The organism is Sorangium sp. So ce1153, assembly GCF_051521595.1.
Classification (GTDB): domain Bacteria; phylum Myxococcota_A; class Polyangia; order Polyangiales; family Polyangiaceae; genus Sorangium.
In genome coordinates this window covers 4,091,671-4,116,283 of the sequence record NZ_CP150361.1, presented here as the reverse complement: position 1 = coordinate 4,116,283, position 24,613 = coordinate 4,091,671, and the positions used below count along the sequence as shown (strand labels likewise).

Annotated in this window: 18 protein-coding genes; 7 read left to right on the top strand and 11 right to left on the bottom strand. The window is 73.6% G+C overall.

The features are described 5' to 3' along the window. Window positions 1–52 precede the first annotated feature (52 nt). From rpmG to WME85_RS14620, 3 genes are all read right to left on the bottom strand, one after another. Complete coding sequence (rpmG, locus tag WME85_RS14630) at window positions 53–214, bottom strand: 50S ribosomal protein L33 (protein ID WP_061616520.1); 162 nt, start codon at window positions 212–214, stop codon at window positions 53–55. A gap of 194 nt (window positions 215–408) precedes the next feature. Next, entirely contained in the window at window positions 409–1,344 is a 936-nt protein-coding gene (locus WME85_RS14625) for an RNA recognition motif domain-containing protein (protein WP_437838765.1), read from the bottom strand. Window positions 1,345–2,006: 662 nt separating this feature from the next. Continuing rightward, a complete protein-coding gene (locus WME85_RS14620; protein WP_437838763.1) occupies window positions 2,007–2,981 on the bottom strand; it encodes a prolipoprotein diacylglyceryl transferase in 975 nt (324 codons plus the stop codon). 239 nt (window positions 2,982–3,220) lie between these two features. Here WME85_RS14620 and WME85_RS14615 point away from each other — a divergent pair, with 239 nt between their 5' ends. From WME85_RS14615 to carB, 5 genes are all read left to right on the top strand, one after another. Then, window positions 3,221–3,748, top strand: a complete 528-nt coding sequence (locus tag WME85_RS14615; RefSeq protein WP_437838761.1) for a MogA/MoaB family molybdenum cofactor biosynthesis protein — start codon at window positions 3,221–3,223, stop codon at window positions 3,746–3,748. Next, a complete protein-coding gene (locus WME85_RS14610; RefSeq protein ID WP_437838759.1) occupies window positions 3,745–4,962 on the top strand; it encodes a molybdopterin molybdotransferase MoeA in 1,218 nt (405 codons plus the stop codon). The genes WME85_RS14615 and WME85_RS14610 overlap by 4 nt, the downstream gene beginning before the upstream one ends. Window positions 4,963–5,037: 75 nt before the next feature. Beyond that, a complete protein-coding gene (locus tag WME85_RS14605) occupies window positions 5,038–6,756 on the top strand; it encodes a carbamoyltransferase family protein (protein ID WP_437838757.1) in 1,719 nt (572 codons plus the stop codon). A 367-nt stretch (window positions 6,757–7,123) separates the two neighbouring features. Continuing rightward, window positions 7,124–8,284, top strand: coding sequence for a glutamine-hydrolyzing carbamoyl-phosphate synthase small subunit (carA, locus tag WME85_RS14600; protein WP_437838755.1), 1,161 nt, complete (start codon window positions 7,124–7,126; stop codon window positions 8,282–8,284). A 2-nt stretch (window positions 8,285–8,286) separates the two neighbouring features. Beyond that, window positions 8,287–11,559: a carbamoyl-phosphate synthase (glutamine-hydrolyzing) large subunit gene (gene carB, locus WME85_RS14595; RefSeq protein ID WP_437838753.1), complete on the top strand. Its 3,273-nt coding sequence runs from the start codon at window positions 8,287–8,289 to the stop codon at window positions 11,557–11,559. Window positions 11,560–11,815: 256 nt separating this feature from the next. On the opposite strand, the gene WME85_RS14590 is transcribed toward carB, so the two are convergent. Further along, window positions 11,816–12,967: a collagen-like protein gene (locus tag WME85_RS14590; protein WP_437838751.1), complete on the bottom strand. Its 1,152-nt coding sequence runs from the start codon at window positions 12,965–12,967 to the stop codon at window positions 11,816–11,818. Then, entirely contained in the window at window positions 12,964–13,329 is a 366-nt protein-coding gene (locus WME85_RS14585) for a hypothetical protein (RefSeq protein WP_437838749.1), read from the bottom strand. The genes WME85_RS14590 and WME85_RS14585 overlap by 4 nt, the downstream gene beginning before the upstream one ends. A gap of 373 nt (window positions 13,330–13,702) precedes the next feature. On the opposite strand from WME85_RS14585, the gene WME85_RS14580 reads away from it, so the two are divergent. After that, entirely contained in the window at window positions 13,703–13,990 is a 288-nt protein-coding gene (locus tag WME85_RS14580) for a TMEM165/GDT1 family protein (protein ID WP_437309708.1), read from the top strand. Here WME85_RS14580 and WME85_RS14575 read toward each other — a convergent pair. From WME85_RS14575 to WME85_RS14560, 4 genes are all read right to left on the bottom strand, one after another. Beyond that, entirely contained in the window at window positions 13,987–14,673 is a 687-nt protein-coding gene (locus WME85_RS14575) for an HMA2 domain-containing protein (protein WP_437838747.1), read from the bottom strand. The genes WME85_RS14580 and WME85_RS14575 overlap by 4 nt on opposite strands. Beyond that, on the bottom strand, window positions 14,670–14,954 hold the full coding sequence (locus WME85_RS14570; RefSeq protein WP_437838745.1) for a hypothetical protein: 285 nt from the start codon (window positions 14,952–14,954) through the stop codon (window positions 14,670–14,672). Before WME85_RS14570 ends, WME85_RS14575 begins: the two co-directional genes overlap by 4 nt. Window positions 14,955–14,977: 23 nt before the next feature. Then, on the bottom strand, window positions 14,978–18,070 hold the full coding sequence (locus tag WME85_RS14565; protein ID WP_437838743.1) for a cation-translocating P-type ATPase: 3,093 nt from the start codon (window positions 18,068–18,070) through the stop codon (window positions 14,978–14,980). Between the two features lie 254 nt (window positions 18,071–18,324). Beyond that, window positions 18,325–19,425, bottom strand: a complete 1,101-nt coding sequence (locus tag WME85_RS14560; protein ID WP_437838741.1) for a polyprenyl synthetase family protein — start codon at window positions 19,423–19,425, stop codon at window positions 18,325–18,327. Window positions 19,426–19,704: 279 nt separating this feature from the next. On the opposite strand from WME85_RS14560, the gene WME85_RS14555 reads away from it, so the two are divergent. Then, window positions 19,705–20,316, top strand: coding sequence for a methyltransferase family protein (locus WME85_RS14555; protein WP_437838739.1), 612 nt, complete (start codon window positions 19,705–19,707; stop codon window positions 20,314–20,316). A gap of 37 nt (window positions 20,317–20,353) precedes the next feature. Here WME85_RS14555 and WME85_RS14550 read toward each other — a convergent pair whose 3' ends face one another. Next, on the bottom strand, window positions 20,354–23,416 hold the full coding sequence (locus WME85_RS14550; RefSeq protein WP_437838737.1) for a PAS domain S-box protein: 3,063 nt from the start codon (window positions 23,414–23,416) through the stop codon (window positions 20,354–20,356). Between the two features lie 383 nt (window positions 23,417–23,799). Next, a complete protein-coding gene (tsaA, locus tag WME85_RS14545; protein WP_437838735.1) occupies window positions 23,800–24,609 on the bottom strand; it encodes a tRNA (N6-threonylcarbamoyladenosine(37)-N6)-methyltransferase TrmO in 810 nt (269 codons plus the stop codon). Window positions 24,610–24,613 lie beyond the last annotated feature (4 nt).

The window sequence follows — 24,613 nt, the reverse complement described above, 5'->3', positions numbered from 1 at the left end:
CGAGGCCCGCACGCGCGGGCCCCGGCGGCAGCCGCCAGCAGTGCAGCGTGGCCTAGCCCTTCGAGATCTTGCCCTCTTTGTGCTCGGTGTGCTTGCGCTCGGTCGGGCAGAACTTCTTGATGACGAACTTGTCCGTCATCGTCCGCTTGTTCTTCGTCGTGTGGTAGTTCGCGCGGCCGCAGGTGCCGCACGTGAGCTTGATGATGTCGCGCATCGGAGGTCTCCGAGGACAGGGCCGGCCTGTTTCCACAGACGGCCCTGGTTGAACCTGGACGCGGGCAGCACGGGAAGCGCTGACACCGCAACCGAAGGGGCCCCAGAGGACGTGAGCGGGGTCAACGACGCCCGTCCGCCCGTCCGGAGGGCGCCTACCCTACGGGAAACGGTGCAGTTGTCAACCGGGAGAGCTCATTCGTCATCCCAGTCGTCACCGGTGCGGCCGGTATCCCACTTCTTGTTGTTGCTGCGACGGCCGCCGCCGCCGGCACCACCACCACCGCCGGGAGGGCCGTCGCCGTCGTGCGCGCCGCGCCGCCGGCGATCGTCGAAGGTCTTGCGCGCAGGAGGCGGGGGCGCGCCGCCACCGCCACCGGGGAAGCCGCCGCCACCACCGCCGCCGCTGAAGCCGCCGCCGCCGCCGCTGAAGCCGCCGCCGCCGCCGAAGCCGCCGCCACCACCGCCGAAGCCGCCGCCGCCGAAGCCGCCCGGGCGCTCCTCGCGCCCGGCCGGCCGCTCGCCCTTCGGGTGAGCGAGGTTGACGACCAGCCGCCGGCCGCGCACGTCGGCGCCGCGCAGCGCATCGATCGCGCCGCGCGCCGCCTCGGCGCTGGCCATCGTCACGAAGCCGAACCCGCGCTTGCGACCATCAGGATCCATGGGGAGGTGGACCCGCACCACCGGACCGGCGCCCGTCGCGCCGATGAGCCCCTCGACCTCCTCGACGCTCGCGTCATAGGGGAGGTTGCCGACGTAGAGGGTGCGATCCGGCGCCGCGGCTGGCCCGCCGCCAGGGCCGCCCATCCCGCCGCCAGGGCCGCCTCCAGGGCCGCCGCCGGGTCCCATCGGGCGCCCTTCGCGCCGCGGCGGCTCGGCCTGGAAGGGCCGGACCGAGATCGACTTCCCGCCCTGAAATGAGCCGTCGAGCGACTCGCGCGCGGCGTTGGCTTCGCCGGTCGTCGAGAGCGTGACGAATCCGAACCCGCGCGGACGACCTGTCGCGCGATCTTTCGGAAGACTGACCTCGACGACGTTGCCGCCGGTGGCCTCGAAGAGTTGCCGCAAAACGTCTTCGGTGATGGAGTCGGGCAAGCCCGCCACGAACAACTTACGCGAATCTTCAGCCATTGTAGAAAAACCTGGGGTTGGCCCCTGCGTTCCCTCTTTTTTGGTCCACTCGCTCCGTGATCGATGTCGATGATGCGGAGCCTCTCGCGAGCGCGCCTCGATCGATCCCCCCTTCGGCGGAAGGAGCAACCGAGCTCAATCGAGCGAAGGTCGGCGGGCCGACCCTCTGGTGCAAACTCCACCCCACGATATCTAGTGCCCCAGGCGCGTCAAGGGACCCGCCGCGGGCGAGCGAGCCAAATGCAAGGCCGCGAGGAGCACTCCCGACCCCGCTCCCCAGGGCGCGGACCCGATGGGCAGGGCGGCAGCGCACGCGCCTCCGCCGCCTCCCGCCTCCGTCACAGGCGGGCGCTGCAGGACGAGGGCTCGGGAAGATCGAGTGGTCCAGCGCTGACCAGCTCATGAGGGCATCACCCGACGCCGCGCTGTCCACGAGGGCCGGGCGCCGGCGTCTGGGTCCCGGGAATCCCGAGGGAAATGAGGGTATCGCGCGGCGCCGGGGGCGGAGGGCTCGACGCGCCTGCCCAGCAGACCGGCGTCTCCCCCGGACCGGCGGCCCGCGCGAGAGCGCCAGTCGCCCCTCCTGTCCGCCTGAATCGACGAAGGAGCTGCCCGACGGCCCGGTCCCATAGGACCCCCGCGGGAGAGCGGCCCTCGGAGGACTACCGGCCGGCGCGCGCGCGAGGCGCCCGGGGCTCGTCGGCCTCGCCGTCCTTCTCGTCTTCCTCGTCCTCGTCGTCGGACGGATCTTCGTCCGCGACGCGAGGGTCGCCGCCGATCGAGCCGGTCCCGGCGCTCGACGGCTCGCCGCGCGCCGCCATGCGCAGGAAGTAAATGCCCAGCGCGAGCAGCCCGAAGCAGGCCCACTGCGCCGGCGTGAGGCCGCCGTAGCGCGGGTCGCCGCCGAGGACCGTGCCCTCGTGCTCGCGCAGGAAGTCGAGCCCGAACCGCACCGGAGCGTACGCGGTGCACATGACACCGGTGTAGAACCCGAGGGGGCGATGGGGGTTCCTGCGCCAGAGCACCGCGAACGCGACCGCGAGCGGTATCGAGAGCAGGCACTCGTAGAGGCCGAGATCGAACCGGCCGACGTGACCGGTGCCGAGCGGGTAGCGGACCGCGAACCACGCGTCGGAGAGGCGTCCCGGGTGATCGTGGACCGACGCGCAGCCAGCGCGCCCGAACACCCACGCGAGCGGGAACGCGCTGTTGACCACCTCGCAGTAGGGCAGGATCCTCTCGCGGCGATAGAAGCGCCACGAGGCGGCGCCGATCAGCGCGCCAGTGAAGCCGCCGAAGCTCGACAGGCCGTCCCAGAGCGCGAAGAGGTAGAGCGGATCGCGCGCGACCCGATGCGGGTGATAGAAGATCGCATCGAAGACGTGCCCGCCGATGAAGCCGGCCGCCACGACCCAGAAGATGAACTCGCTCATCTTCTTCTCGTCGAGCCGCCGCTCGCGCGCGTGCCGCGTCGCGACCACGGCGCCGATGTAGACGCCGAGCGCCACCAGCGTGCCGAACGGCTTGATCGAGGGCGGCTTGGCCGGATCGATGTACTGGCCCAGGATCGGGATGTGCTCCAGGAACGAGAGCGGGATCTCGGGGAGCTGGATGTAAGGGATCAGGGGGCCGGACACGCCGCTCCCCTAGCGCAGCGGCGATGCGAACGCCATCCGCCGTCGAGGACACGTCGCGATACCGCCCGCGGCGCGACGCCGGGCCCGCGGGCCAGCGCCGACGGCGCGCCGGCGCGGACGATGGGCCGCGAGCCCGCCCGCGCCCGGGCGGCCACGGCGTCCGCGAGGAGGCCCGGGGCGGCCGCGCCGGCGCCATCAAGTGTTCGCCAACCGCCGGCGACAGGCGTAGATCTCGCCGCATGAGCCGCTCCCCCGTGCGCGTCGCCACGCTGACGCTCAGTGACACCCGCACCCTCGACGATGACGAGGGCGGAAAGCTCCTCGGCGAGCTCCTGACGAGCGCCGGGTTCTCCGTGACGTCCCACGCCGTCCTGCGCGAAGAGCCCGAGCTCCTGCGCGCGGCCATCGAGCAGATCGCGAGCGCAGGAACGGCCGACGCGATCGTCACCACCGGCGGGACCGGGATCGCGCCGCGGGACCGGACCTTCGAGGCCCTGGCGCCGCTCTTCGAGAAGACGCTCGACGGGTTCGGCGAGGCGTTCCGGCGCCTGAGCTGGGACGCGATCGGGCCGAACGCGATCCTGTCGCGCGCCGCCGCGGGCGTCGTGCGCGGGCTCGTCGTGATCGCGCTCCCGGGCAGCCCGAAGGCGGTGGAGCTCGCGGTCGCGCAGCTCATCGGCCCGGTCCTCGGGCACGCGGTGGCGCTCGCGTCCGGCAAGGGCGGCCACCACCACCGGCACCCGCAGGACAGGGAGCCGCGCGGATGATCCCCTTCGACGAGGCGCTCGCGCGGCTGCTCGCGACCGCGGTCCCGGTCGGCCCGGAGCGGGTCTCGCTCGACGACGCGGTCGGGCGCGTGCTCGCCGAGGACATCGCGGCGGCCGACGCGATGCCGGCCTTCGATTACAGCTCGATGGACGGCTACGCGGTGGCGTCGGCCGACCTCGCGGGGAGCGGGCCCTGGAAGCTCCCCGTGCGCGGCGAGAGCGCGGCCGGCCGGCCGCTGCCGGTGCTCGACCCGGGCACGGCGTGCCGGATCTTCACCGGCGCGCGGCTGCCGCCCGGCTCGGACACGATCGTGCCGCAGGAGGACGTGGCGCGGAGCGGCGACGAGATCGCCCTGCGGGAGGCGCCGCGCGCGGGCGCCTGGGTGCGGCGCCGGGGCGCGGATCTCGCGGAGGGCGCCGTGGCGCTGCGCCGAGGAGCGCGCCTCACGCCGGGGAAGGTCGCGCTCGCGGCGGCGCTCGATCGGCCGAGCGTCCTCGTCGCGCGCCGCCCCGTGATCACGGTGCTGTGCTCCGGCGACGAGCTGCGCGCCCCCGGCTCGCCCGGCCTCGCCGGCTCGGTGCCGGAGTCGAACAGCTACTTCGTCGCCGCGACAGCGCGCGCGGCGGGCGCGGCGGTCCGCGTCGCGCCCTTCGTCCCCGACGACGCGGCGCGCGCCGCCCAGGCGGTGTCGACGGCGCTGCGCGGGTCGGATCTCGTGGTGACCGTCGGGGGCGTGAGCGTCGGCGACCACGACGTGGTCCGGCCCGCCCTCGAGGCCGCGGGCGTGACGCTCGACTTCTGGCGCGTCGCCATCAAGCCGGGCAAGCCGCTCGCGGTGGGCCGCGCCGAGCTCTCGCGCGGCGGCGTCGTGCACGTGCTCGGGCTGCCGGGCAACCCGGCCTCCGCCTCGCTCACGTTCGTCCTCTTCGGCGTGCCGCTGATCCGCGCCCTCCAGGACGACGCGGCGCCGCTGCCGCCGCGCGTCGTCGTCCGCGCGGCCGGCGGCCTGCGGCGCCAGACCGGGCGCGCCGAGTTCCTCCGCGCGCGCCTCGAGCTCTCGGGCGGCGAGCTCGTCGCGCGCGTCGCCTCGAACCAGGCGTCCGGCGCGGTGACGAGCTTCGCCGAGGCCGACGCGCTCATCGTCGTGCCGGCCGATCAGGACCGCATCGACGACGGCGACCGTCTCCAGGCCATCCGCCTCGCCGAGATCTGAGCGCGCGGCGGGCCTGCGCTCGCGGCGGAGCGCTCACCTTGACCGTCGCGCGCGGGCACCAGAAGATGGCCTCGCATGCTCATCCTCGGCATCAACGCCTACCACGGTGACGCGTCGGCCGCGCTGCTCGTCGACGGACAGCTCGTCGCGGCGGCGGAGGAGGAGCGGTTCAGCAGGATCAAGCACTGCGCGGGCTTCCCGCGGCTCGCGGTCGAGTACTGCCTCGGCGCCGCCGGCGCGCGCGTCGAGGACATCGATCACATCGCGATCGGGCGCGATCCGAAGGCGCACCTCGGCGACAAGCTCCTCTACGCGCTGACGCGGCGCTCGCCGGCCGGGCTCCTCAAGGGCTCGTTCAGCGCGAGCGACCCGAAGGTGCACCTCGGCGCCGCGCTCGGCGTCGACCCGAAGCGCATCCGCGCCGCGTCGCACAGCGTCGAGCACCACCGCGCGCACCTCGCCTCCGCGTTCTTCCCCTCGGGCTTCGACGACGCGGCCGTCGTGTCGATCGACGGCTTCGGCGACTTCGTCAGCACGATGTGGGCGCGCGGCCGCGGCAACAAGCTCGAGATCCTCCGGCGCGTCGGCTTCCCGCACTCGCTCGGGCTGTTCTACTCGGGCCTGACGCAGTACCTCGGCTTCCCCAAGTTCGGCGACGAGTACAAGGTCATGGGGCTGTCGGCCCACGGCCAGCCGGAGCTGCTCGACAAGCTCCGGCAGGTGGTGCGCGTCAAGGACGGGGCCTTCGAGCTCGGGCTCGAGTACTTCCAGCACCACACGAAGGGCATCGCGATGACGTGGGAGGGCGAACCGCGCTACGGGACCATCCACTCCGAGCGCCTCGTCGATCTGCTCGGCCCCGCCCGCAGCCCGAAGAGCCGGATGGAGGACCGCTTCAAGGCGGTCGCCGCCTCGACGCAGGCGGTGTTCGAGGAGGTCTACTTCGAGCTGCTCGCGACGGCGAAGCACCTCACCGGCTCGCCGCGCCTCGCGCTCGCGGGCGGCTGCGCCTACAACTGCGTTGCCGCCGGGAAGATCCGGCCGAAGGGGCTGTTCGAGGACGTCTTCATCCAGCCCGCGGCCGGCGACGCCGGCACGTCGTTCGGCGCGGCGCTCTACGTCTATCACCACACCCTCGGCAACCCCCGCCGCTTCCACCAGACGCACAGCTACTTCGGCCCGGCCTTCTCGCAGGAGGCGATCGAGGAGCTGCTCCGGAAGGAGCAGGTCGCGTTCGAGACGCTCGCGGACGACGACCTGGTCCCGCGCGTCGCCAGGGCCATCGCCGAGGGCAAGGTGGTCGGCTGGTTCCAGGGGCGGATGGAGTACGGCCCCCGCGCGCTCGGCAACCGCAGCATCCTCTGCGACCCGCGGCGCACGGACATGAAGGACATCATGAACGAGCGGATCAAGCGCCGCGAGGTGTTCCGCCCGTTCGCGCCGGCGCTCCCCCTCGAGCACGTGGGCGACTACTTCGAGCAGACCTCGCCCGATCCGTTCATGGTCAGGGTCTCCAGGATCAGGCCCGAGCGCCGCGCCGAGCTCCCCGCCGTGACCCACGTCGACGGCACGGGTCGCCTCCAGACGGTCACGGCCGAGGAGAACCCGCGCTACCACGCGCTCCTCCGCGAGTTCGGCCGGCTCACGGGCACGCCCGTGCTCCTGAACACATCGTTCAACGCGAGCGAGCCGATCGTTTGCACCCCAAAGGAAGCGCTCGACTGCTTCCTCCGGACGAAGATGGACGTGCTCGTCCTCGAGCGGGCGTACCTGGAGCGCGCGCCGGCGTCGTAGGCAGGCCCGCGCGCCCCCGGCGGGCTCGTGAGAGGCTCGCGAAAAGCGCGCCAGAAGCGGCCGGGAAAGCTCAGGCGAAAGTTCCTGGTTGACGTGGAGCGAGGGGACGGCAAATGGGCGTCCCCGGCATGTGGAAGAACGGGACGGCGGGCGCCATGCCCACCTCGACGGAATGCCGGAGCGCGCGGCTCTGGCGACCGGAGGTGCTTGAACGCCCAGCCTCGAGCATGATGCCGGCCCGTCGCGCGGCTAGCGCGCGGACCTGGTACCCCATGGGCCCTCGGCGCGGCACGCGCTCTCGGCCCCTCCTGCGTAAGGGTCCGCGCCGCGGCGGCCCAGGCGGTCAAAGAGGATGGATGCGAATCGGATGAAGCTCGTACTCGAAGACGGCACGACGATGACGGGCCGGTGCTTCGGCGCCCCGCGCGCGGTGAGCGGCGAGGTCGTCTTCAACACCGGCATGACGGGGTACGTCGAGACGCTCACGGATCCGTCGTACAAGGGGCAGATCCTCGCGATCACGTACCCGCTCGTGGGCAGCTACGGCGTGCCCGCGCCGCGGCAGGCTGGCAGCGTCGACGGGCCCTACGAGGCCGACCGGATCCAGGTGCAAGGGCTCGTCGTCCAGAACTACGTCGAGCGCTACAGCCACCACGCTGCGGTCCGCTCCCTCGGCGCCTGGCTCGCGAGCGAGGGCATCCCGGCGATCACGGGGATCGACACGCGCACGCTGACGCGGCGGCTCCGCGAGGCCGGCACCATGAAGGGCTGGCTGCTCCCGGCCGAGATGGACCTGGAGCGGGCGAAGCGCTCGGCCGAGGCCGTCGACATGCGCGAGGAGGTGTTCCGCGCCGTCTCACCCCGCGAGCCGATCACGTACGAGGGCGGCCCCATGAAGGTGCTGCTGATCGACGCGGGCGCGAAGGACAACATCGTCCGCTCGCTCCTGAAGCGCGGGGTCACCGTCATCCGCGCCCCCTACCACGCGAAGATCGCCGAGCTCGCCGAGAGCGCCGACGGCATCCTCATCGGCAACGGCCCCGGCGACCCGAAGGACCTCGGCCAGCTCGTCGCCGCGGTGCGCGGCCTGCTCGGCACGTACACCAAGCCGATCTTCGGCATCTGCCTCGGCAACCAGATCCTCGCGCTCGCCGCCGGGGGCGACACCTACAAGCTGCCGTACGGGCACCGCGGGGTGAACCAGCCGGTGCAGGACCTCCTGAGCCGCCGCTGTTACGTCACGAGCCAGAACCACGGGTACGCGGTGAAGCACGAGTCGCTGCCCGCCGAGTGGGAGCCCTGGTTCGTCAACATCAACGACGGCACCAACGAGGGCATCCGCTCGCGGCTGCGCCCCTTCTTCAGCGTCCAGTTCCACCCCGAGGCGACGCCCGGGCCCGAGGACGCGGGGTACCTCTTCGACGACTTCCTGCGCCTCTGCGGCGCGATGAAGGGGTCCGCCGATTCGCGATTCAAGACCGCAGGGACCGCCAGCGCGGAGCCCCGCCCCACCGCAGGAAGGAGCTGAGCATGTACGGCGCCTATCTCCCCAAGAAACCCCGGCGCGTCCTCGTGCTCGGCTCCGGCGCGCTCCAGATCGGTCAGGCCGGCGAGTTCGACTACTCGGGGTCCCAGGCGATCAAGGCCCTCAAGGAAGAGGGGATCGCCACCGTCCTCGTGAACCCCAACATCGCCACCATCCAGACGAGCGAGGGGCTCGCCGACCGCATCCACCTCTGCGCGGTCACCCCGGAGTTCGTCGAGCGGATCATCGTCAAGGAGGAGGTCGACGCGATCGCCCTCTCCTTCGGCGGGCAGACGGCGCTCAACTGCGGGCTCGAGCTCCACGACGCCGGGATCCTCGACAAGTACGGCGTGCGGGTGCTCGGGACGCCGATCAAGGCGATCCGCGACACCGAGGACCGGCGGCTCTTCATCGACCGGCTCGACGAGATCGGCGTGAAGACGGCGCGGAGCCGCGCCTGCCGCACGCCCGCCGAGGCCGTGGCCGCGGCGCGCGAGATCGGCTTCCCCGTGATGCTCCGCGGCGGCTACGCGCTCGGCGGCAAGGGCAGCGGCATCGTCGAGAGCGAGCGCGACCTCGACGACGCCGTGCGGCGCGGCTTCGCCGGCGGCGTGCCCCAGGTGCTCGTCGAGGAGTGCCTCCGCGGCTGGAAGGAGATCGAGTACGAGGTCGTCCGCGACGGGCGCGACAACTGCATCACCGTCTGCAACATGGAGAACCTCGATCCGATGGGGATCCATACCGGGGAGTCGATCGTCGTCGCCCCGTCGCAGACGCTGAACGACGAGGAGTACCAGCTCCTCCGCTCCGTGGCGCTGAAGACCATCCGCCACCTCGGCATCGTGGGCGAGTGCAACATCCAGTACGCGCTCGACCCGCACAGCACCGATTACCGGGTCATCGAGGTGAACGCGCGCCTCTCCCGGTCGAGCGCCCTGGCCAGCAAGGCGACGGGCTACCCGCTCGCCTACGTCGCCGCGAAGATCGCGGTCGGCTACACGATGCCGGAGATCGCCAACGCGATCACCCGCAGGACGACCGCGTTCTTCGAGCCGGCGCTCGACTACCTCGTCTGCAAGATGCCCCGCTGGGACCTCGCCAAGTTCCGCGGCGCCTCGACGCGGATCGGCAGCGAGATGAAGAGCGTCGGCGAGGTCATGGCCATCGGCAGGACGTTCCCCGAGGTCATCCAGAAGGCGCTCCGGATGCTCGACATCGGGGTGAAGGGGCTCGACCCCGACGCGTTCACCTTCGAGGACCTCCCCGACGCGCTGAAGAACGCGACGCCGCACCGGATCTTCGCCGTCGCCCGGGCGCTCCAGGAGGGGATGTCGGTCGACGCGATCCACGATCTCACCAAGATCGATCGGTGGTTCTTGCACCAGATCGAGCCCGTGGTGCGGATGCACCGGGATCTGAAGGCGCTCAAGGTCGCCGTCCCGGCGCAGGCCGACAAGGCCGCGCCGGCGCAGGAGCCCGCGATCGGCGAGGCGATCCTCCGGGAGGCCAAGCAGCTCGGCTTCAGCGACCGGATGATCGGCACGCTGACGGGCGCGGCGCGCGGCTCGATCCGGGAGCTCAGGAAGCGGCACGGCGTCGTGCCGCACCTCGCCCAGATCGACACGCTCGCGGCCGAGTTCCCCGCCGAGACGAACTACCTCTATTCGAGCTACCACGCGTCGGCCACGGACGTCGCGCCGTCCTGGCGGAAGAAGATCATGGTGCTCGGCTCCGGCGCCTACCGCATCGGATCGAGCGTCGAGTTCGACTGGTGCTGCGTCAACGCGATCCGCGCGGCCTCGGAGCTCGGCTACGAGACCATGATGCTGAACTACAACCCGGAGACGGTCAGCACCGACTACGACACGTGCGACAAGCTGGTCTTCGACGAGATCAGCTTCGAGACGGTGCTCGACATCTACGAGCGGGAGCAGCCCTACGGCATCGTGGTCAGCATGGGCGGGCAGGTCCCGAACAACCTGGCGCTCCGGCTGCACCAGGCGGGGGCGCGCATCCTCGGCACGAGCGCGGGGAGCATCGACGCCGCCGAGGACCGGAAGAAGTTCAGCGACCTGCTCGACCGGCTGGAGATCGATCAGCCGCGCTGGGCCCACGTCACCGACGCGGCCGAGGCGGGCGAGATCGTGAACAAGCTCGGCGGCTTCCCCGTCCTCGTGCGCCCGAGTTACGTGCTGAGCGGCGCGGCCATGAGCGTGGCGCACGAGCCCAACGAGCTCGATCGCATCCTCGCCCGGGCCAAGGCCGTCTCGCCCGCGTACCCCGTGGTCGTCTCGAAGTTCGAGACCCACGCCCGCGAGGTGGAGATCGACGCGGTCGCCGACCGCGGGGAGATCATCCTCTGGGCGATCAGCGAGCACGTCGAGAACGCTGGCGTCCACAGCGGCGACGCGACGCTCGTCCTGCCCCCGCAGTCGCTCTACATCGCGACGATCCGCAGGATCAAGCAGATCGCCCAGCAGGTGGCGCGGTCGCTCTCGATCACCGGGCCGTTCAACATGCAGTTCCTCGCCAAGCACAACACCGTGAAGGTGATCGAGTGCAACCTGCGCGCGTCGCGGAGCTTCCCCTTCGTGTCCAAGGTGACGGGGAACAACTTCGTCCGGGAGGCGATGCGCAGGATGCTGGGCGTGTCGCAGCCGGTCGAGAACCGCGGGCTCGACCTCGATTACGTGGGCGTCAAGGCGCCGATGTTCTCGTTCTCGCGCCTCGTGGGAGCCGACCCGATGCTCGGCGTCGAGATGGCGAGCACGGGCGAGGTCGGCTGCTTCGGGGACGACATGCACGAGGCGCTGCTCCACGCGCTGCTCGCGACCGGCTTCCGGTTCCCGAAGAAGGGCGTGCTGCTCTCGCTCGGGCCGCTGGAGGACAAGTACTGGTTCGCCGACGAGGCGCGCGTCATCGCCGAGCACCTGAAGCTCCCCATCTTCGCGACGCCGGGCACGGCCGAGGCGCTGCGGGCGCTCGGGCTCGCGTGCACGAGCCTCGCGAAGCAGCCCGACGAGGGGGAGACGGCGATGAGCGCGATCGAGCAGGGGAAGGTCGACCTCGTGATCAACATCCCCCGCGAGTACGACCAGCTCGGCCGGCCCGACGGCTACCTGATCCGCCGGCGCGCGGTCGACGCGAACATCCCGCTGATCACGGACCTCCAGCTGGCGCGCGCGGTCATCGGGGCGATGCGCTCCAAGCGGATCGGGGATCTGCGCACCCTCGCTTACGACGAGTACATCGCGCGCAGCCCGGTGGCGCTGCGCTGACGCGCGGCCGCGCGCCCCTCCACGGGGGCGCGCGGCGCCTCTTCACGATCCATCGACCCAGCCGATAGCCGGCGGGGCGCCCCGCGGGCCTCACGGCGGAGGCGCCCTGCGGCAGCAGGCCTCACACCGGAGGCGCCACGCGGGCCTCACGGCGGAGGCGCCTGCAGCAGCACGACGGAGGCGCCACGCGGGCCTCACGGCGGAGGCGCCCTGCGGCAGCACGACGGAGGCGCCACGCCCGGCGCGGGCGGCGCCCTCAGTCGTTCGTGACGATGAACCAGCCGTTCACGATCGAGCCGATGCCCTGGATCGCGCTCGCGCCGTCGTTGCGAAGGCACATGCCGACGTTCCACGTCCCCTCCCCGAGCACCGTCGTGGCGGACACCGAGTAGGTGGCGCGTGTCGTCGAGAACGGGTGGTGCGCGAAGCCAGGCCCGAAGAAGTTGACGATCTCGCCGGTGCCTCCGCCGACCTGCTGATAGCAGAGGCCCACCATGGAGATCTGCGGGGAAGCGCCCGCTGGCAGCAGGCCCAGCGCCGCGGAAGCCGAGCCGGTCACGCGCTGGCTTCTCCCGGTGATCGTCACCGACCCCGGAGGACCGACGAAGTTGTAGACGGCGCTGTTGGCGGTGAAGTTGCCCCCCACGTTGCCCGCCAGCGCGATGGTCGCAAGGACGCCGGACGGACCGACGGGCCCCTCGGGACCCGCTGGCCCCTCGGGCCCAGGCGGCCCCTCGGGCCCGGTCGGCCCTTCAGGACCCCGCTCGCCAGGCGGGCCAGCCGCGCCCGGGAGGCCGATCGGCCCCTCGGGCCCGGGAGGCCCCTCCGGCCCGGTCGGCCCTTCAGGACCCCGCTCTCCAGACGGACCAGCCGCCCCCGCAGGGCCCGCCGGCCCCTCGGGGCCCATGGGCCCCGCTGGCCCCGCGATGCCGCTCGAGTTGCCCACCCAGTTGCCGTTCTCGTCGATGACGACCTTGTCGCCGATCTTCACCAGCTTCGGCGTGATCTCACCGACAGCGTTGTTCGCGACCAGCGCATAAGGAACGCTCCCGATCGGAGAGCGAGGCTCCATCTCCGGGTCGTCCCCGACCGTGATGCCGAGGTAGCGGACCGAGCCGTTGAAGACCTTCGCCGCCTGCTCCTCGTCGAGCTCGAGCACCGTGGAGAAGTAGCCGTCGTCGAACGAGATCGCGATCGACTCGCTCCAGACGGGCTCCGCGTCCCCCTCGGCGGCGTAGATGGCGAACGTAACCGGGAGCGCGTCATTCACCGGATCGCCGTTGGCCGAGAAGAGCCGGCCCTGATGCGTGATCTGCGTTGGCACCGCGGCGGCCGCGCCGCGCACGAAGCCGACCGAGGCGGCGAGGAGAACACACACCGCGAGGACACGCCGTCCCATCCCGTTCATGGCAAGCTCCCGTTGGCCCCGACCAGACCGCCCTGCATGCGGTAGCTCGGTGAGGTCGTCTTTCCCTGATTCTGAGTCGGCTGACCGAGCGTGAAGACCATGCGATAGCTCGGACTCCGCACGACCTGGCCCGCGCTGACCACATCGCTCGCGGCGACGCCCCGGTCCGCGACCTCGGGCTCCCCGCCCTCGCCACCCCCGCCGTTCGCGGCCACCTGCGAGCCAGCCTCGCCGCCACCGCCGCCGGATCCCCCGAAGCCCGTCGCGCCCGCCGCCACCCTCGCGTCGTCCGTGCCGCAGCTGCAGCCGGGCGACACGGCGAACGACGCAACCGACAGGCCAAGCCACGCAGAAAATTGCACTCGCGTCATCAACGTGTTCCCCTCTGCTTCCGGGGCTTACGATCCGCAGCAGGAAGGTACGCGGCCCGGCGTCAAGGTTCAATCAATTCCCGAGTTATCGCGAGGCCTGACCGCTTTACGTCGGGGTCAACGGGCGCGCCACCAGGACGAAGACGCGCCGAAACACCCGAGAGAGAGAGAGAGAGATGTCCAGAGGCGAGGCGCGCGACGAGAAACAACACCTCTCCGGCGGAATGCTCTCCCTCCGTCCTTTCCTGCCCACGGCGCCGTGAGGACGCTCCCGGCGAGCCGAGTCGATGGTTCGACCGACGGCCGCGCTCCGGGTCGGCCCGACACGAGGAGCCCTGGACGGCGGGGCGTGCTTCTCTAGGGCATGGATCTGAAAGTCCTTCTGGCGACCTTCTGGACGGTGTTCCTGGCCGAGCTCGGCGACAAGACGCAGCTCGCGGTGTTCACGCTGGGCGCGGCCGGTAAGAGCCGCGTTTCCGTGTTCATCGGCGCGTCCGCCGCCCTGGTGCTGAGCACGCTCATCGCCGTCGCGCTGGCCGAGGCGGTCAACTCGCGCATCAACCCGCGCTGGACTCAAGGGCTCGCAGGCGCCCTGCTCATCGTGATGGGCGGCATCTACCTGGTTGGCGCGCTCCGGCCGGGGGCGGGCTAGGCCGCCGTCACGCCCGCGCGGCGCCACGCGGCTAGCGCTCGCCGCGAGGCGGGCCCGCCGCGCCAGGGCCGCCGCCCGCGAAGGCCGGGTCGGACGGCGCGCCGCCGCCGGCGGCGGCGCGCAGCTCCTCCGACACCGACACCGATGGCGGTGCGCAGCTCCTCCGACACCGCCCCCGGGTTGAACGTCATGAACGACCGGAGCGACCACCAGAGCAGGTTGAACCACGCGGGCGCCGGCAACCTGCGCGTCACGCCGACCTCGGCGAGCCCCGCCGTCGCGAACACGACCGGCAAGAGGGTGCCGAGGTCCGCGCGGTAGCCCATCGCCTCGCGCACGTCCGCGTTGATCGCGGCGACGGCGTGAGCGACGGCGCGGGCGACGCGCGTCGGGCCAGGGTGCGCGTCGGGCCGCGGCGCGCCGAGCAGGTGGCCCTCGTCGTCGCGCGCCTCGTTCACCAGCTCGGCGAGCCGGCCGCGGAGCCGCTCGGGATCGAGCGCGCCCTCGAGGCGCTCGACGATCACGGAGCCGGTGGCCGGGCGGACCGTGACGACCTCGCAGCCGGGATCGGCCGCGAGCTGCTCCGCGACGCGCTCGCACGCGCGGCGGTGGCCGGCCAGCGCGGGCGCGCGCAGGCGGACGCGCCGCTCGAGGGCGTGGGCGACGAGCACCGGCGCCCTCATGACGGCTCGCCGTGGAGCGCGGAGGCGCCGTTGGTCCTCCGCGGCGCGTGCTCGCGGCGCGCCGCGCCGCCGGCCCTGCGCCGCGCGCGCTCGACGACCTCGGCCCAGAGATCCTCGGCGTGCTCCCGCTGGCGCTCGACCAGGGCGAGGCCGAGCCGGCCCAGGTGGAGCCCGAGCGCCGCGATCTCGACGACCACGGGCCGGAGGTGCTGCTTCTTGCCCATCAGGAGGACAGCGCTGCCGACCCCCAGGGCGAACGACGGTGGGTGGAACCTCATCATGCCGTGCCTCCCTCGCGCGCGGATCAGGCCGCGCGCGCGCCGCCCGCGGCCTGATCCGCGCGCGCGGCGTTGACTGTGTTGACGATCGAGATCTCGCGGCCGGCGCCCGCGGAGAGCCCCGCGGGGCCGCGCAGCAGCGAGGGCAGCGCGCCCGCGGCGACGGCCAGCGCGAGCTCCCCGGCGCGGAGGCGCTGCGCGCCGAGCAGGCGGCGGAGAGCGGGTGAGCCGAGCGCGAGCGCCTGGAGCGCGGAGGTCGCGGCGAGCGCGCGGGCGACGTGGGGGTTTTCCGCGCGGGGCGAGGGCTCCGGGGCGCGCCCCGCGACGCCGGCGCCAGCGCGGCACGCGAGGATGTGGAGCAGCTGCGCGGTCACGAGCGCGGTGAACGCCCTCGTCCCCGCGGCGGCGCGGCCGCCGAGCGCGTACGCCGCGAGCGAGGCGCCGGACATGCGGGCCGCGTCCGCGGCGAGCGCGCGGACGTCGCGGGGGCCGAACAGCCGCGCCCGAGGGTCGCGCGGGGGGCGCCGCATGACGCCGGGCTCGGCCGGCTCGAGCGCGAGCGCGAGCGCGGGCGCCACGTCGGTGAGGAGGTTGATCCAGAGGAGCTGCAGCGGGGTGAGCGGGGAGACGCCGGCCAGGGCGCCGGCCAGCATCGCGAGGACCTCGCTCGCGTTCGTCGCGACGAAGTACGCGATGGCGCGGCGGACGTTGTCGTGCAGCCGCCGGCCCTCGCAGACCGCCTCGGTGAGGCTCGGCAGGTCGTCCTCGGCGAGGACCACGTCGGCCACGGCCCGCGCGATGTCCGTGCCGCGCTTGCCCATGGCCACGCCGACGTCGGACGCCTTGAGCGCGGGCCCGTCGTTCACGCCGTCGCCCGTCATCGCCACGATCTCGCCGCGCCGCTGGAGCGCCCTCACGATGTCGAGCTTGGCCTCGGGCGTGACCCGGCTGTGCACCGCGTCCTCCGGGATGCCGAGCTCGGCGCCGATCGCGCGCGCGGTCCGCTCCTGGTCGCCCGTGAGCATCAGCGCGCGGATGCCCGCGCCGGAGAGGGCGGCGAGCGCCTCCTTGACGCCTGCCCGCGCGGGGTCGCGGAGCCCGACGAGGCCGGCGAGCACGAGCGGGGCGTCGTTGTCGGGCCGGCCGTTCTGCCGCCACGCGAGGGCGAGCACGCGCAGGCCGCGCGAGGCCATCGCCTCGTTGCGCCGGAGCACCTCGCCGCGCGCCTCGCCGAGGGCGTCGCAGCGCGCGACGACCTGCTCGGGCGCGCCCTTCACGAGCTCGATGTGCCCGAGCTCCGGGTGGTCGTGGACCGTCACCATGAACGCACGCTCGGGCGAGCGGCGCTCCTCGCTCACGCGCCGCGCCGCGAGGCGCCGCGCGCACACGGGGTAGCCGGCCCCGAGCGCGAACTCGACCAGGGCGCGCTCGGTGCCGCTGCCCTGGACGACCTTGCCCACCTCGCTCAGCTCGACGTCGGCGTTGAGCGCGGCGATGCGCGCGAGCGCGTGGACGGGCGCGGCGCTCGGGGCGACCTCGCGCCCGTCCTCGCCGAAGAGCGCGACGCCGCGCGGCGGCCCGGCGCCGTCGCCGTCGGCGCGCTCGGCGCGGTCGGCGCGGTCGGCATTCACCCGCGCGACGACCCGCAGCGCGCCCTCGCCGGGGAGGAAGATCTCGACGACCCGCATCCGGTTCTCGGTGAGCGTGCCGGTCTTGTCGGCGCAGACGACGCTCACCGCGCCGAGCGTCTCGGCCGCGGCCAGGCGGCGGATCACGATGCCGCGGCCGCGCAGGCGGCGGCTCGCGAGCGCGAGCGCGGTGGTGCCCACGGCGGGGAACCCCTCGGGGATGGCGGCGACGCCGAGGGCGACGGCGCTCCGCGCGAGCGCGCGGAGCGGCCGCCGGCGCGCGAGGCCGACCGCCACCACCGCCGACGAGCTCGCGAGCGCGAAGGCCGCGAGTCGACGGCCGATCCAGGCGAGCTCCTGCTCGAGCGGCGGGGTGCGCTCGCCCTCGCGGGACAGCGCGCGCTGGATGTCGCCGAGCGCGGTCCGCCGGCCCGTCGCGACGACCACCGCCGCCCCCTCGCCCGAGGCGATCGTGGTGCCCGCGTACACCATGCTGCGGCGATCGGCGAGGGGCGCGCCGTCCTCGACCTTCGCCGGGCCCTTCTCGGCGGGCTCGCTCTCGCCTGTCAGCGTGCTCTCGTCGGCGGCGAGACCGCCCGCGGCGGTGAAGACGACGCGCGCGTCCGCCGCGACCGGCTCGCCGGCGCGCAGCGCGAGCATGTCGCCGGGGACGAGCTCCGAGGCCGCGAGCCGCTGCTCGCGCCCGTCGCGCACGACGCGCGCCCACCCGACCCGGAGGTCGCCCCAGGCGTGCAGGAGCTCCTCGGCGCGCGATTCGGTGTACGTGCCCACCGCGGCGTTGGTGCCGACGACGAGGAGGACGGCGCCCGCGTCGAACACGTCGCCGAGCGCGAGCGAGAGGCCCGCCGCGCCGAGGAGCAGCGCGGTGGGGACGGTGAAGATCTGGCCGGCGAGGATCTCGACCGGCGAGCGGGTCGCGACGCCCGCGAGCTCGTTCCGGCCGACCGCGCGGAGCCGGCGCTGCGCCTCGGCGGCGTCGAGCCCCGCGCGCGGATCCACGCCGAGGGCGCGGGCGACGTCGCGCGCGTCCTCGGCGTGGGCGCGGGAGGCGACGGCGAAGCGGCGAGCGCCCTCCCCTTCGCGCCGCCCGGCCGCCGCCTGCTCCTGGCCGCCGCCCGGCGCGTCGGGTGGCTGCCCCCCGGCAGACGCCGGGGGCCCGTCGCGAGCGACCTCGCCCGCCGCGACGTCCGCGCGCCGCGCGCGTCGCGCCGCGCGGACGAGCGCGCCCACGCCCTCGAGAACGGCGCGCGCCGCGCGGCGCGCCGAGGGCGGCGGCGGGGCGCCCGGCACGACGTGCGCGTCGAGCACGGCGGCCGCCGCCTCCGCCGCGTCCTCCCGCACCCGCACGAGCACCCGTCCTGTCCGCGCGCTCGCCCGCGCGGACAGGACGCCGGGGACCGCGGCGAGGTCCCGCTCGATGCGCGCGACGCGCGCAGGGTCCCCGAAGAGGCCGGCCACCTCCGCGCGCACCCGCGCGACCTCTGCGCGCCCGTGCAGATCGCGCCCAGGCGCGGCGGAGCGCGCCCGCCGAGCGCGACCGCCGGCGCGGCCCCGACCCCCCGCAGCGTGCCCGATCCAGCCCGTGCCCGAACGCTCCATGATCCTCCGCGCTGGGCCGGAGCCCTTCCGGAGCCCTTTTCAAAGCTCGAGCCAGCGCCCGTGTGCGAGCCGGCCACAGCGACCCGGCGCGCCAGCGCGGCGGCGCGCCGGGGGCCCGGGCCGCGTCAGCCGTAGCTCTGCTTGAGCTGCTCGATCTCGCGCTCGAGCTCGACCACCGCCGGCGCGCCCCCGACCGCGGCGCCGAGCCTGGCGAGGGCGCCGCCGAGGTGGTCCGCGACGCGGCTCCGGCCGAGCGCCTCGACCCGCTCGCGGAGCAGCTCGGCGACGCGCTGCAGGTCGCGCTCGTCGTCGGCGAGGCAGAGCCGCCGCTGGGCCTCGGCGAAGGTCCCCGGATCGGCGACCTCGGCGAGCCACGCCCAGGGCCACGTCGATCGGCGGTGGCGCAGGTCCTCGAGCCCCTTGTCCGCCCGCGCCCTGGAGGTGATGCCGCCGAGGTCGTCGAGCATCTGCAGCCCCACGCCGACGTCGCGGCAGCACCGAGCGACGCTCCGCACGAGCTGCTCCCGCGCGCTCGCCGCGCGCGCGCCGACGTAGCCGCAGAAGGCCATCAGGCTGCCGGTCTTGAGCCGCGTGATGCTCGCCACGACCCGGGGCACGAGCGGCCGCTCGAGCTCCCCGACGCGCACGGTGAGATCGAGCGCCTGCCCCTCGTGGCAGCGCATGAGGGTGCGGCTGAGGCGGCGGTAGATCGCGAGGCGGGTCGCGGCGCCGAGGCGCGCGCGGCCGAGCAGGTCGAACGCCCAGAAATACATCCAGTTGCCGGTGTTGATGGCGAGCGGCACCCCGCAGACGCGGTGCAGCGCCGGCGCGCCGCGCCGCGCGGCGGAGTCGTCCTGAACATCGTCCACGATGAGCGAGCCGGCGTGGAGGATCTCCACGAGGAGCGGCAGCTCGTCGGGCAGCTCCTCTGCCGCACCGCCGCCGAGCGCCCAGCAGAGCGCCACGAGCCGCGCGCGGAAGTCCTTGCCAGGGCGCTGCAAGAAGTCACGCGCCGGCCCGGTCAGCGCCTTGCTCCACAGCTCCTCCGGCAGCGCCAGGGGGAGCGCGCCGGGCCCCGCGCCGAGCGCCCGCCGCAGCGCGCCGGTGAGCGGCGTGTCGCGCAGCTGCGCTCCGGAGAGGAGGCCCTTCTTCACCTGTCGCCCCCCGGCGGGGTGCTCGCCGAGGAGCAGGGGCGCCGACGCGAGGCGCGACCGCGGCTCGCTCATGGATCCGTTGCTATCCGGCAGACCGGGCGACACGGCGCTGCGCCCCCGTCGCGCTCGACTCCCTCGCGTTCCGATGACCACGCGCGCAGCATCCATCGCCTGTCCGAGGAGCGCCAGGGCCGCGCTGGACGCCGTGCGCGACGCACGCGCCAGCGTCGAGCGGGTCGGTCCGAGAAATCCGAGGAAGAGGACCGTAGCCGCAGCAGGAGCGCGCCGAGCTTCCGCCTTGACGCCCACTTTGCCCCCGGGGTCGCCCGCCGTGATAGCTCTGGAGGTTCGATGGCCCGCCCCTGGATTGCCCTGGTCCTGTTCACCGTCTACTGCGCGCTCGCGTTCGGGTGGCGCTCGCTGCGCCAGCGCCGGGCGACCGGCTCCACCGGGTTCCGCGGCATCTCTGGCCGTCCCGGCTCGGTGGAGTGGACGGGCGGCGCGCTCTTCGCCGTCGCGATCGCCCTCGCCGTGGCGGCGCCGATCGCGGAGATCGCGGGGTGGGTCGCGCCGCTCGCCGCGCCCGTCGCGGCCGCCGTGGGGCTCGGGGCCGCGACGGTGCTCGCGGGGACCGCCGGCACGCTCTGGTCGCAGGCCGCGATGGGCGACTCCTGGCGCATCGGCGTCAGCGCGAACGAGCGCACGACGCTCGTGACGCGAGGGCCGTTCACCGCGGTGCGCAACCCGATCTTCAGCTTCATGATCCTGACCGCCTCGGGGATGCTGCTCGTCGTCCCCGACCCGCTCGCGATCGCGTCGCTCGTGGCGCTCGTCGTGGCCATCGAGCTGCAGGTCCGCTTCGTGGAAGAGCCGTATCTCCTGCGCACCCACGGCGACAGCTACGCGGACTACTGCGCCCGCGTGGGGCGCTTCGTCCCGGGGCTCGGCCTCCGGGCCCGGTAGACGCGCGGCCCGCGCGCGGCCCGCCCGGGCGAGCCCCTCACGCCTGCGGCGTGAACGAGGCCAGGAGCTTCTGCAGCGAGCCCGGATCGATCGGCTTGATGAAGTGCATGTCGAAGCCGGCCTCCCGGACCCGGCGCTGATCGTCCTCCTGGCCATAGCCGGTCAGCGCGATCATCAGCGAGGGAGGGACGCCCACGCCCCCCTTGAGCGCCCTCGCCACCCCGTATCCATCCATCCCGCCGGGGAGGCCGATGTCACACAGGATGACCTCCGGCCGGAACGACCGCGCCGCTTCCACGCCAGCGGGGCCGGACAGGGCGACCTCGACCCGGTAGCCGTTCATCGTGAGCAGCGCCTGCAGGCTCTGCGCGGCGTCCTCGTTGTCCTCGATGATCAGGATGCGGAGCGACCTCGAGCGGCGGCGCGAGGAAGGCGCCGGGCGCCCGCACGACGCCTCGGGCGTGCGCTCCAGCGGCAGGTGGACGACCATCTCCGTCCCGTGGCCGATCCCCTGGCTCTCGGCCGAGACCGTGCCGCCGTGGAGCGTGACGAGGCCCTTGACGAGGGCGAGGCCCAGCCCGAGCCCGCCGCGGCTGCGCTCCAGGCTGCGCTCGGCCTGGCTGAACGGCTCGAACACGCGCGCGAGCATCGCCGGATCCATCCCGATGCCGGTGTCGCGGACGCGGACCACGGCGGAGCCCTCCGACGTCGCCGAGAGCGCCGCCGTCACCCGGCCGCCGGCGTCGGTGAACTTGCACGCGTTGTGCAGCACGTTGCTGAACACCTGCGCCAGGCGCGTCGGATCGCCGTGGACCCAGAGCGGCTCCTCGGGCAGCTCCAGCTCGAGCCGCAGCCCGTTCGCCTCGAGCGTGCTGCGGTAGTCCTCGGCCGTCTGCCGGAGCAGCTGCGAGAGCTCGCAGCGCTCCCTGCGCAGCTGGACCTTGCCGCGCCCGACGCGCGAGACGTCGAGCAGGTCGTCCACCAGCCGGGCCATGTGAGTCACCTGCCGGTCGATCACGCCGCACGCGCGGACCAGCGACGGCTGCTGCGCCGCGATGCGCTGCAGGATCTCGACCGCGTTGCGGATGGGCCCGAGCGGGTTGCGCAGCTCGTGCGCGAGCATCGCCAGGAAGTCGTCCTTGCGCTGGTCCGCGTCCTTGAGCGCCGCCTCGGCGCACTTCCGATCGTGGATGTCCGTGCAGGTGCCATACCATCGCACGACGTCGCCCGACGGCCCCCGGACCGGCAGGGCGCGGCACAGGTACCAGCGGTGCTCGCGCGCGGTGGGGAACCCGAGGCGGTGCTCGATCTCGTAGGGCGCGCCGGTCGCGACCGAGTGGATCCAGGCGCCGAGGACCCGCTCGCGATCGTCCTCGTGCAGGAACGACTGCCAGCTCTCGCCCGTCACCGCGGCCTCGTCGACGCCGGCCAGCTCGTGCCACCTGCGGTTGTAGTAATCGATGTCGCCGTCCGGACGGGCGGTCCAGACGATCTGCGGCATCGCGTCGGCGAGCTCCCGGAACTTCGCCTCGCTCTCGCGGAGCGCGCCGCTGATCCGCTCCCGCTCCGTGATGTCGTGCGCGATGCTGATCACGAGGCGACGGCCCGACGCGTCCTTCCCGAGCGGCGCGGAGCTGAAGACCCACGTGCGCGTCGCGCCGCTCGCCGTGGTGATCGTGTAGTCCCCCTCGGCCGACTTGCCCTGCATGGTGTACAGCGCGTCGATCACGGAGCGCACGGCGCCCTTGCGCGCCCCGTACGCCCGCTCCGTCCACTCGGCGATGGTGGGGATCTGCTCGAGGCTGTAGCCGCTGATCTCCGTCCACGCGCGGTTGATGCTGATGACCTGGCCGTCGTCGGCGTGGATCATGATGGGGAACGGGGTCGCCATCACGGCGCGGCGGAACCGCTCCTCGCTCTCCCGCATGAGGAGCTCCGCCTCCTTCCGCTCGGTGATGTCGATCACCGAGCCGACGTAGCCGAGGAACTCGCCGTCCGGGCCGAGCCGCGGCGAGGCCGTGTCGATGCACCAGCGGTAGGCGCCGTCGTCGCGGCGCAGGCGGTAATCGAGCCGGAAGGGCTCCCGCCGCTCGTGGACGCGCCAGAACGCCTCCGCCACCGCCGCCTGATCCGCGGGGTGCACCGCCTCGATCCAGCCGAAGCCGAGCCCCGTCGCCTCCGTCTGGCCCGTGAGCTCGTACCACCGCCGGTTGAGGTACGTGCACGACGCGTCCGGGCCCGTGACCCAGATCATCACCGGCGCGTGATCCGCCATGTTGCGGAACCGCTCCTCGCTCTCGCGCAGCGAGAGCTCCGAGAGCTTGCGCGCGGTGATGTCGCCGACCACGCCCGTCATCCGGAGCGGCTGCCCCTCCTGGTCCCGCAGCACCAGCGCGCGGTCATGGATCCAGCGCACCTCTCCGCCGGCGCCGACGATGCGGAACTCGCTCGAGTACTCCGTCTCCCCGCGCAGCGCGCTCTCGACCCGCGCCCAGGCAGCAGCCTTGTCGTCCGGGTGGATGAGCTTCGTGAAATCGTCCAGCGTGCCGCCGAAATCCGCCTCGTCCGCGCCGAGCAGCGCGAACGTCTCGCGGGGCCAGAAGATGCGCCCGCTCGGGAGATCCCACTCCCAGGCGCCGAGCTGGCCGCCGGCGAGGGCCAGCCGGAGCCGCTCCTCGCTCACGCGCAGGCTCTCCTCGGCCCGCTTGCGCTCGTCGACGTCGGTGGACGTGCCAAACCAGCGGACCACCCGGCCGCCGGCGTCCTTGATGGGCTCCGCCCGACCGAGGAACCAGCGGTACACGCCGTCGTGGCGCCGCAGCCGGAGCTCCAGCTCGAACGGCGCGCCCGCCTCGATGGCGGCGCGCCGCGCGGCGGCGACGCGCGCGGCGTCGTCCGGATGGACCGCGACGTCGATCCCCGCGCCCATCGCTTGCTCCGCCGATTGCCCGGTGTAGTCGCGCCAGCGGCCGTTGACGTAGTCGCACGCGCCGTCGCCGCGCGCCCCCCAGACGAGCAGCGGGAGGGCCTCGGCGAGCAGGCGGAACTGCGGCTCCACCCCGGGCTCCCCGGCGCCGCAGCCGCAGATCGACGACGTCACGTCCATTTCATTTATCACGAATAGTCCACGGTCGCACGGCAGGGCTCGCCGAGCCGCTCCGGCGGTGACGGCCGCCGGCACCGGGCGCCTTCCTCGCGCGCTGCGCTGCCACCGGCTGCCCGGCGATCGCCAGGGTCGGTGAGTGTTGCTCAGGGACCGGCGCCGGGACGCAACGGCGCCGTGTCCATCGAGTTTCCTTCACCGGGGCGACCTGCACAGGCCGAGCGTTCTTGTCTGCTTCGCCTCGCGCCGCAAGCGCGCCGCGTCGAAGCAGCGAGCACCGAAGCCCCTTTGAAAGACGAGAATTACAGCAATCTGGCAGGAACGCTCACCGCGCGTCGCGCGTCGCGGCCGCGAGGCGGACGCCGGGGTTGCGGGCGGAGCTAGCCGCGCCCGAACCGCTCCACGAACTGTCGGTGCGCCGCGAGCTCGGGGGCCTCTCCGCCCCAGAGCTCCTTCTCCCGGTAGCCGGTCGTCACGGAGAGCACCTCGATGCGCCGCCCCTCCGCCCTGAACCGCACCCGCCACGAGGTCACGGCGAGGCGCATCGCGTCCCCGTCGGCGCGGATCCGCCGGTAGGGGTGCGGCTGCGGGCCGAGCGCGAGCACCAGGTCCACGCGCTCCCGCAGCGCGACGCCGTGCGCCGCGTCGAGCCACGCGGCCTGCTCGGCGGCCCGCTCGGTCCAGACCACCTCGAAGCCCGGCTCCGGGTCGGTCGGCGCCTCGGCGCGCGGGTCGCCCGCGAGCGGCGCGACCCAGCCGGTGCGCGCGTGGGGGTACGCGTCCGCGTAGGGCACGTACGGCTTCAGATCGAGCACCGGCGTGCCGTCGATCATGTCCACCCCGCCGACGCGCAGGCAGAGCCCGTCCACCGCGAGGAGCTTGACCACGCTGAGGCCGATCGGGTTCGGGCGGTGCGGCGAGCGCGTCGACAGCACCCCGCGCCGCTTGCCGGCGCTCCGGGGCGGCAGGACCTTCGGGCGCCAGCCCTCGTTGAGGTGGAACCAGAAGACCACCCAGAGGTAGTCCCACCCCTCGATGTCACAGAGCGCGTGCTCCAGCCCGCGGCCGGGCACGAGCTCGATCGTCCCCTCCGCGCCGGCCGCGGCGTGCGGCTGCCGCGGCGCGCTCACCCGATCGGGGAACGGGGTGCGCACCACGCCGATGGGCGTGAACGTGACCGGCTTCAGCATCGCG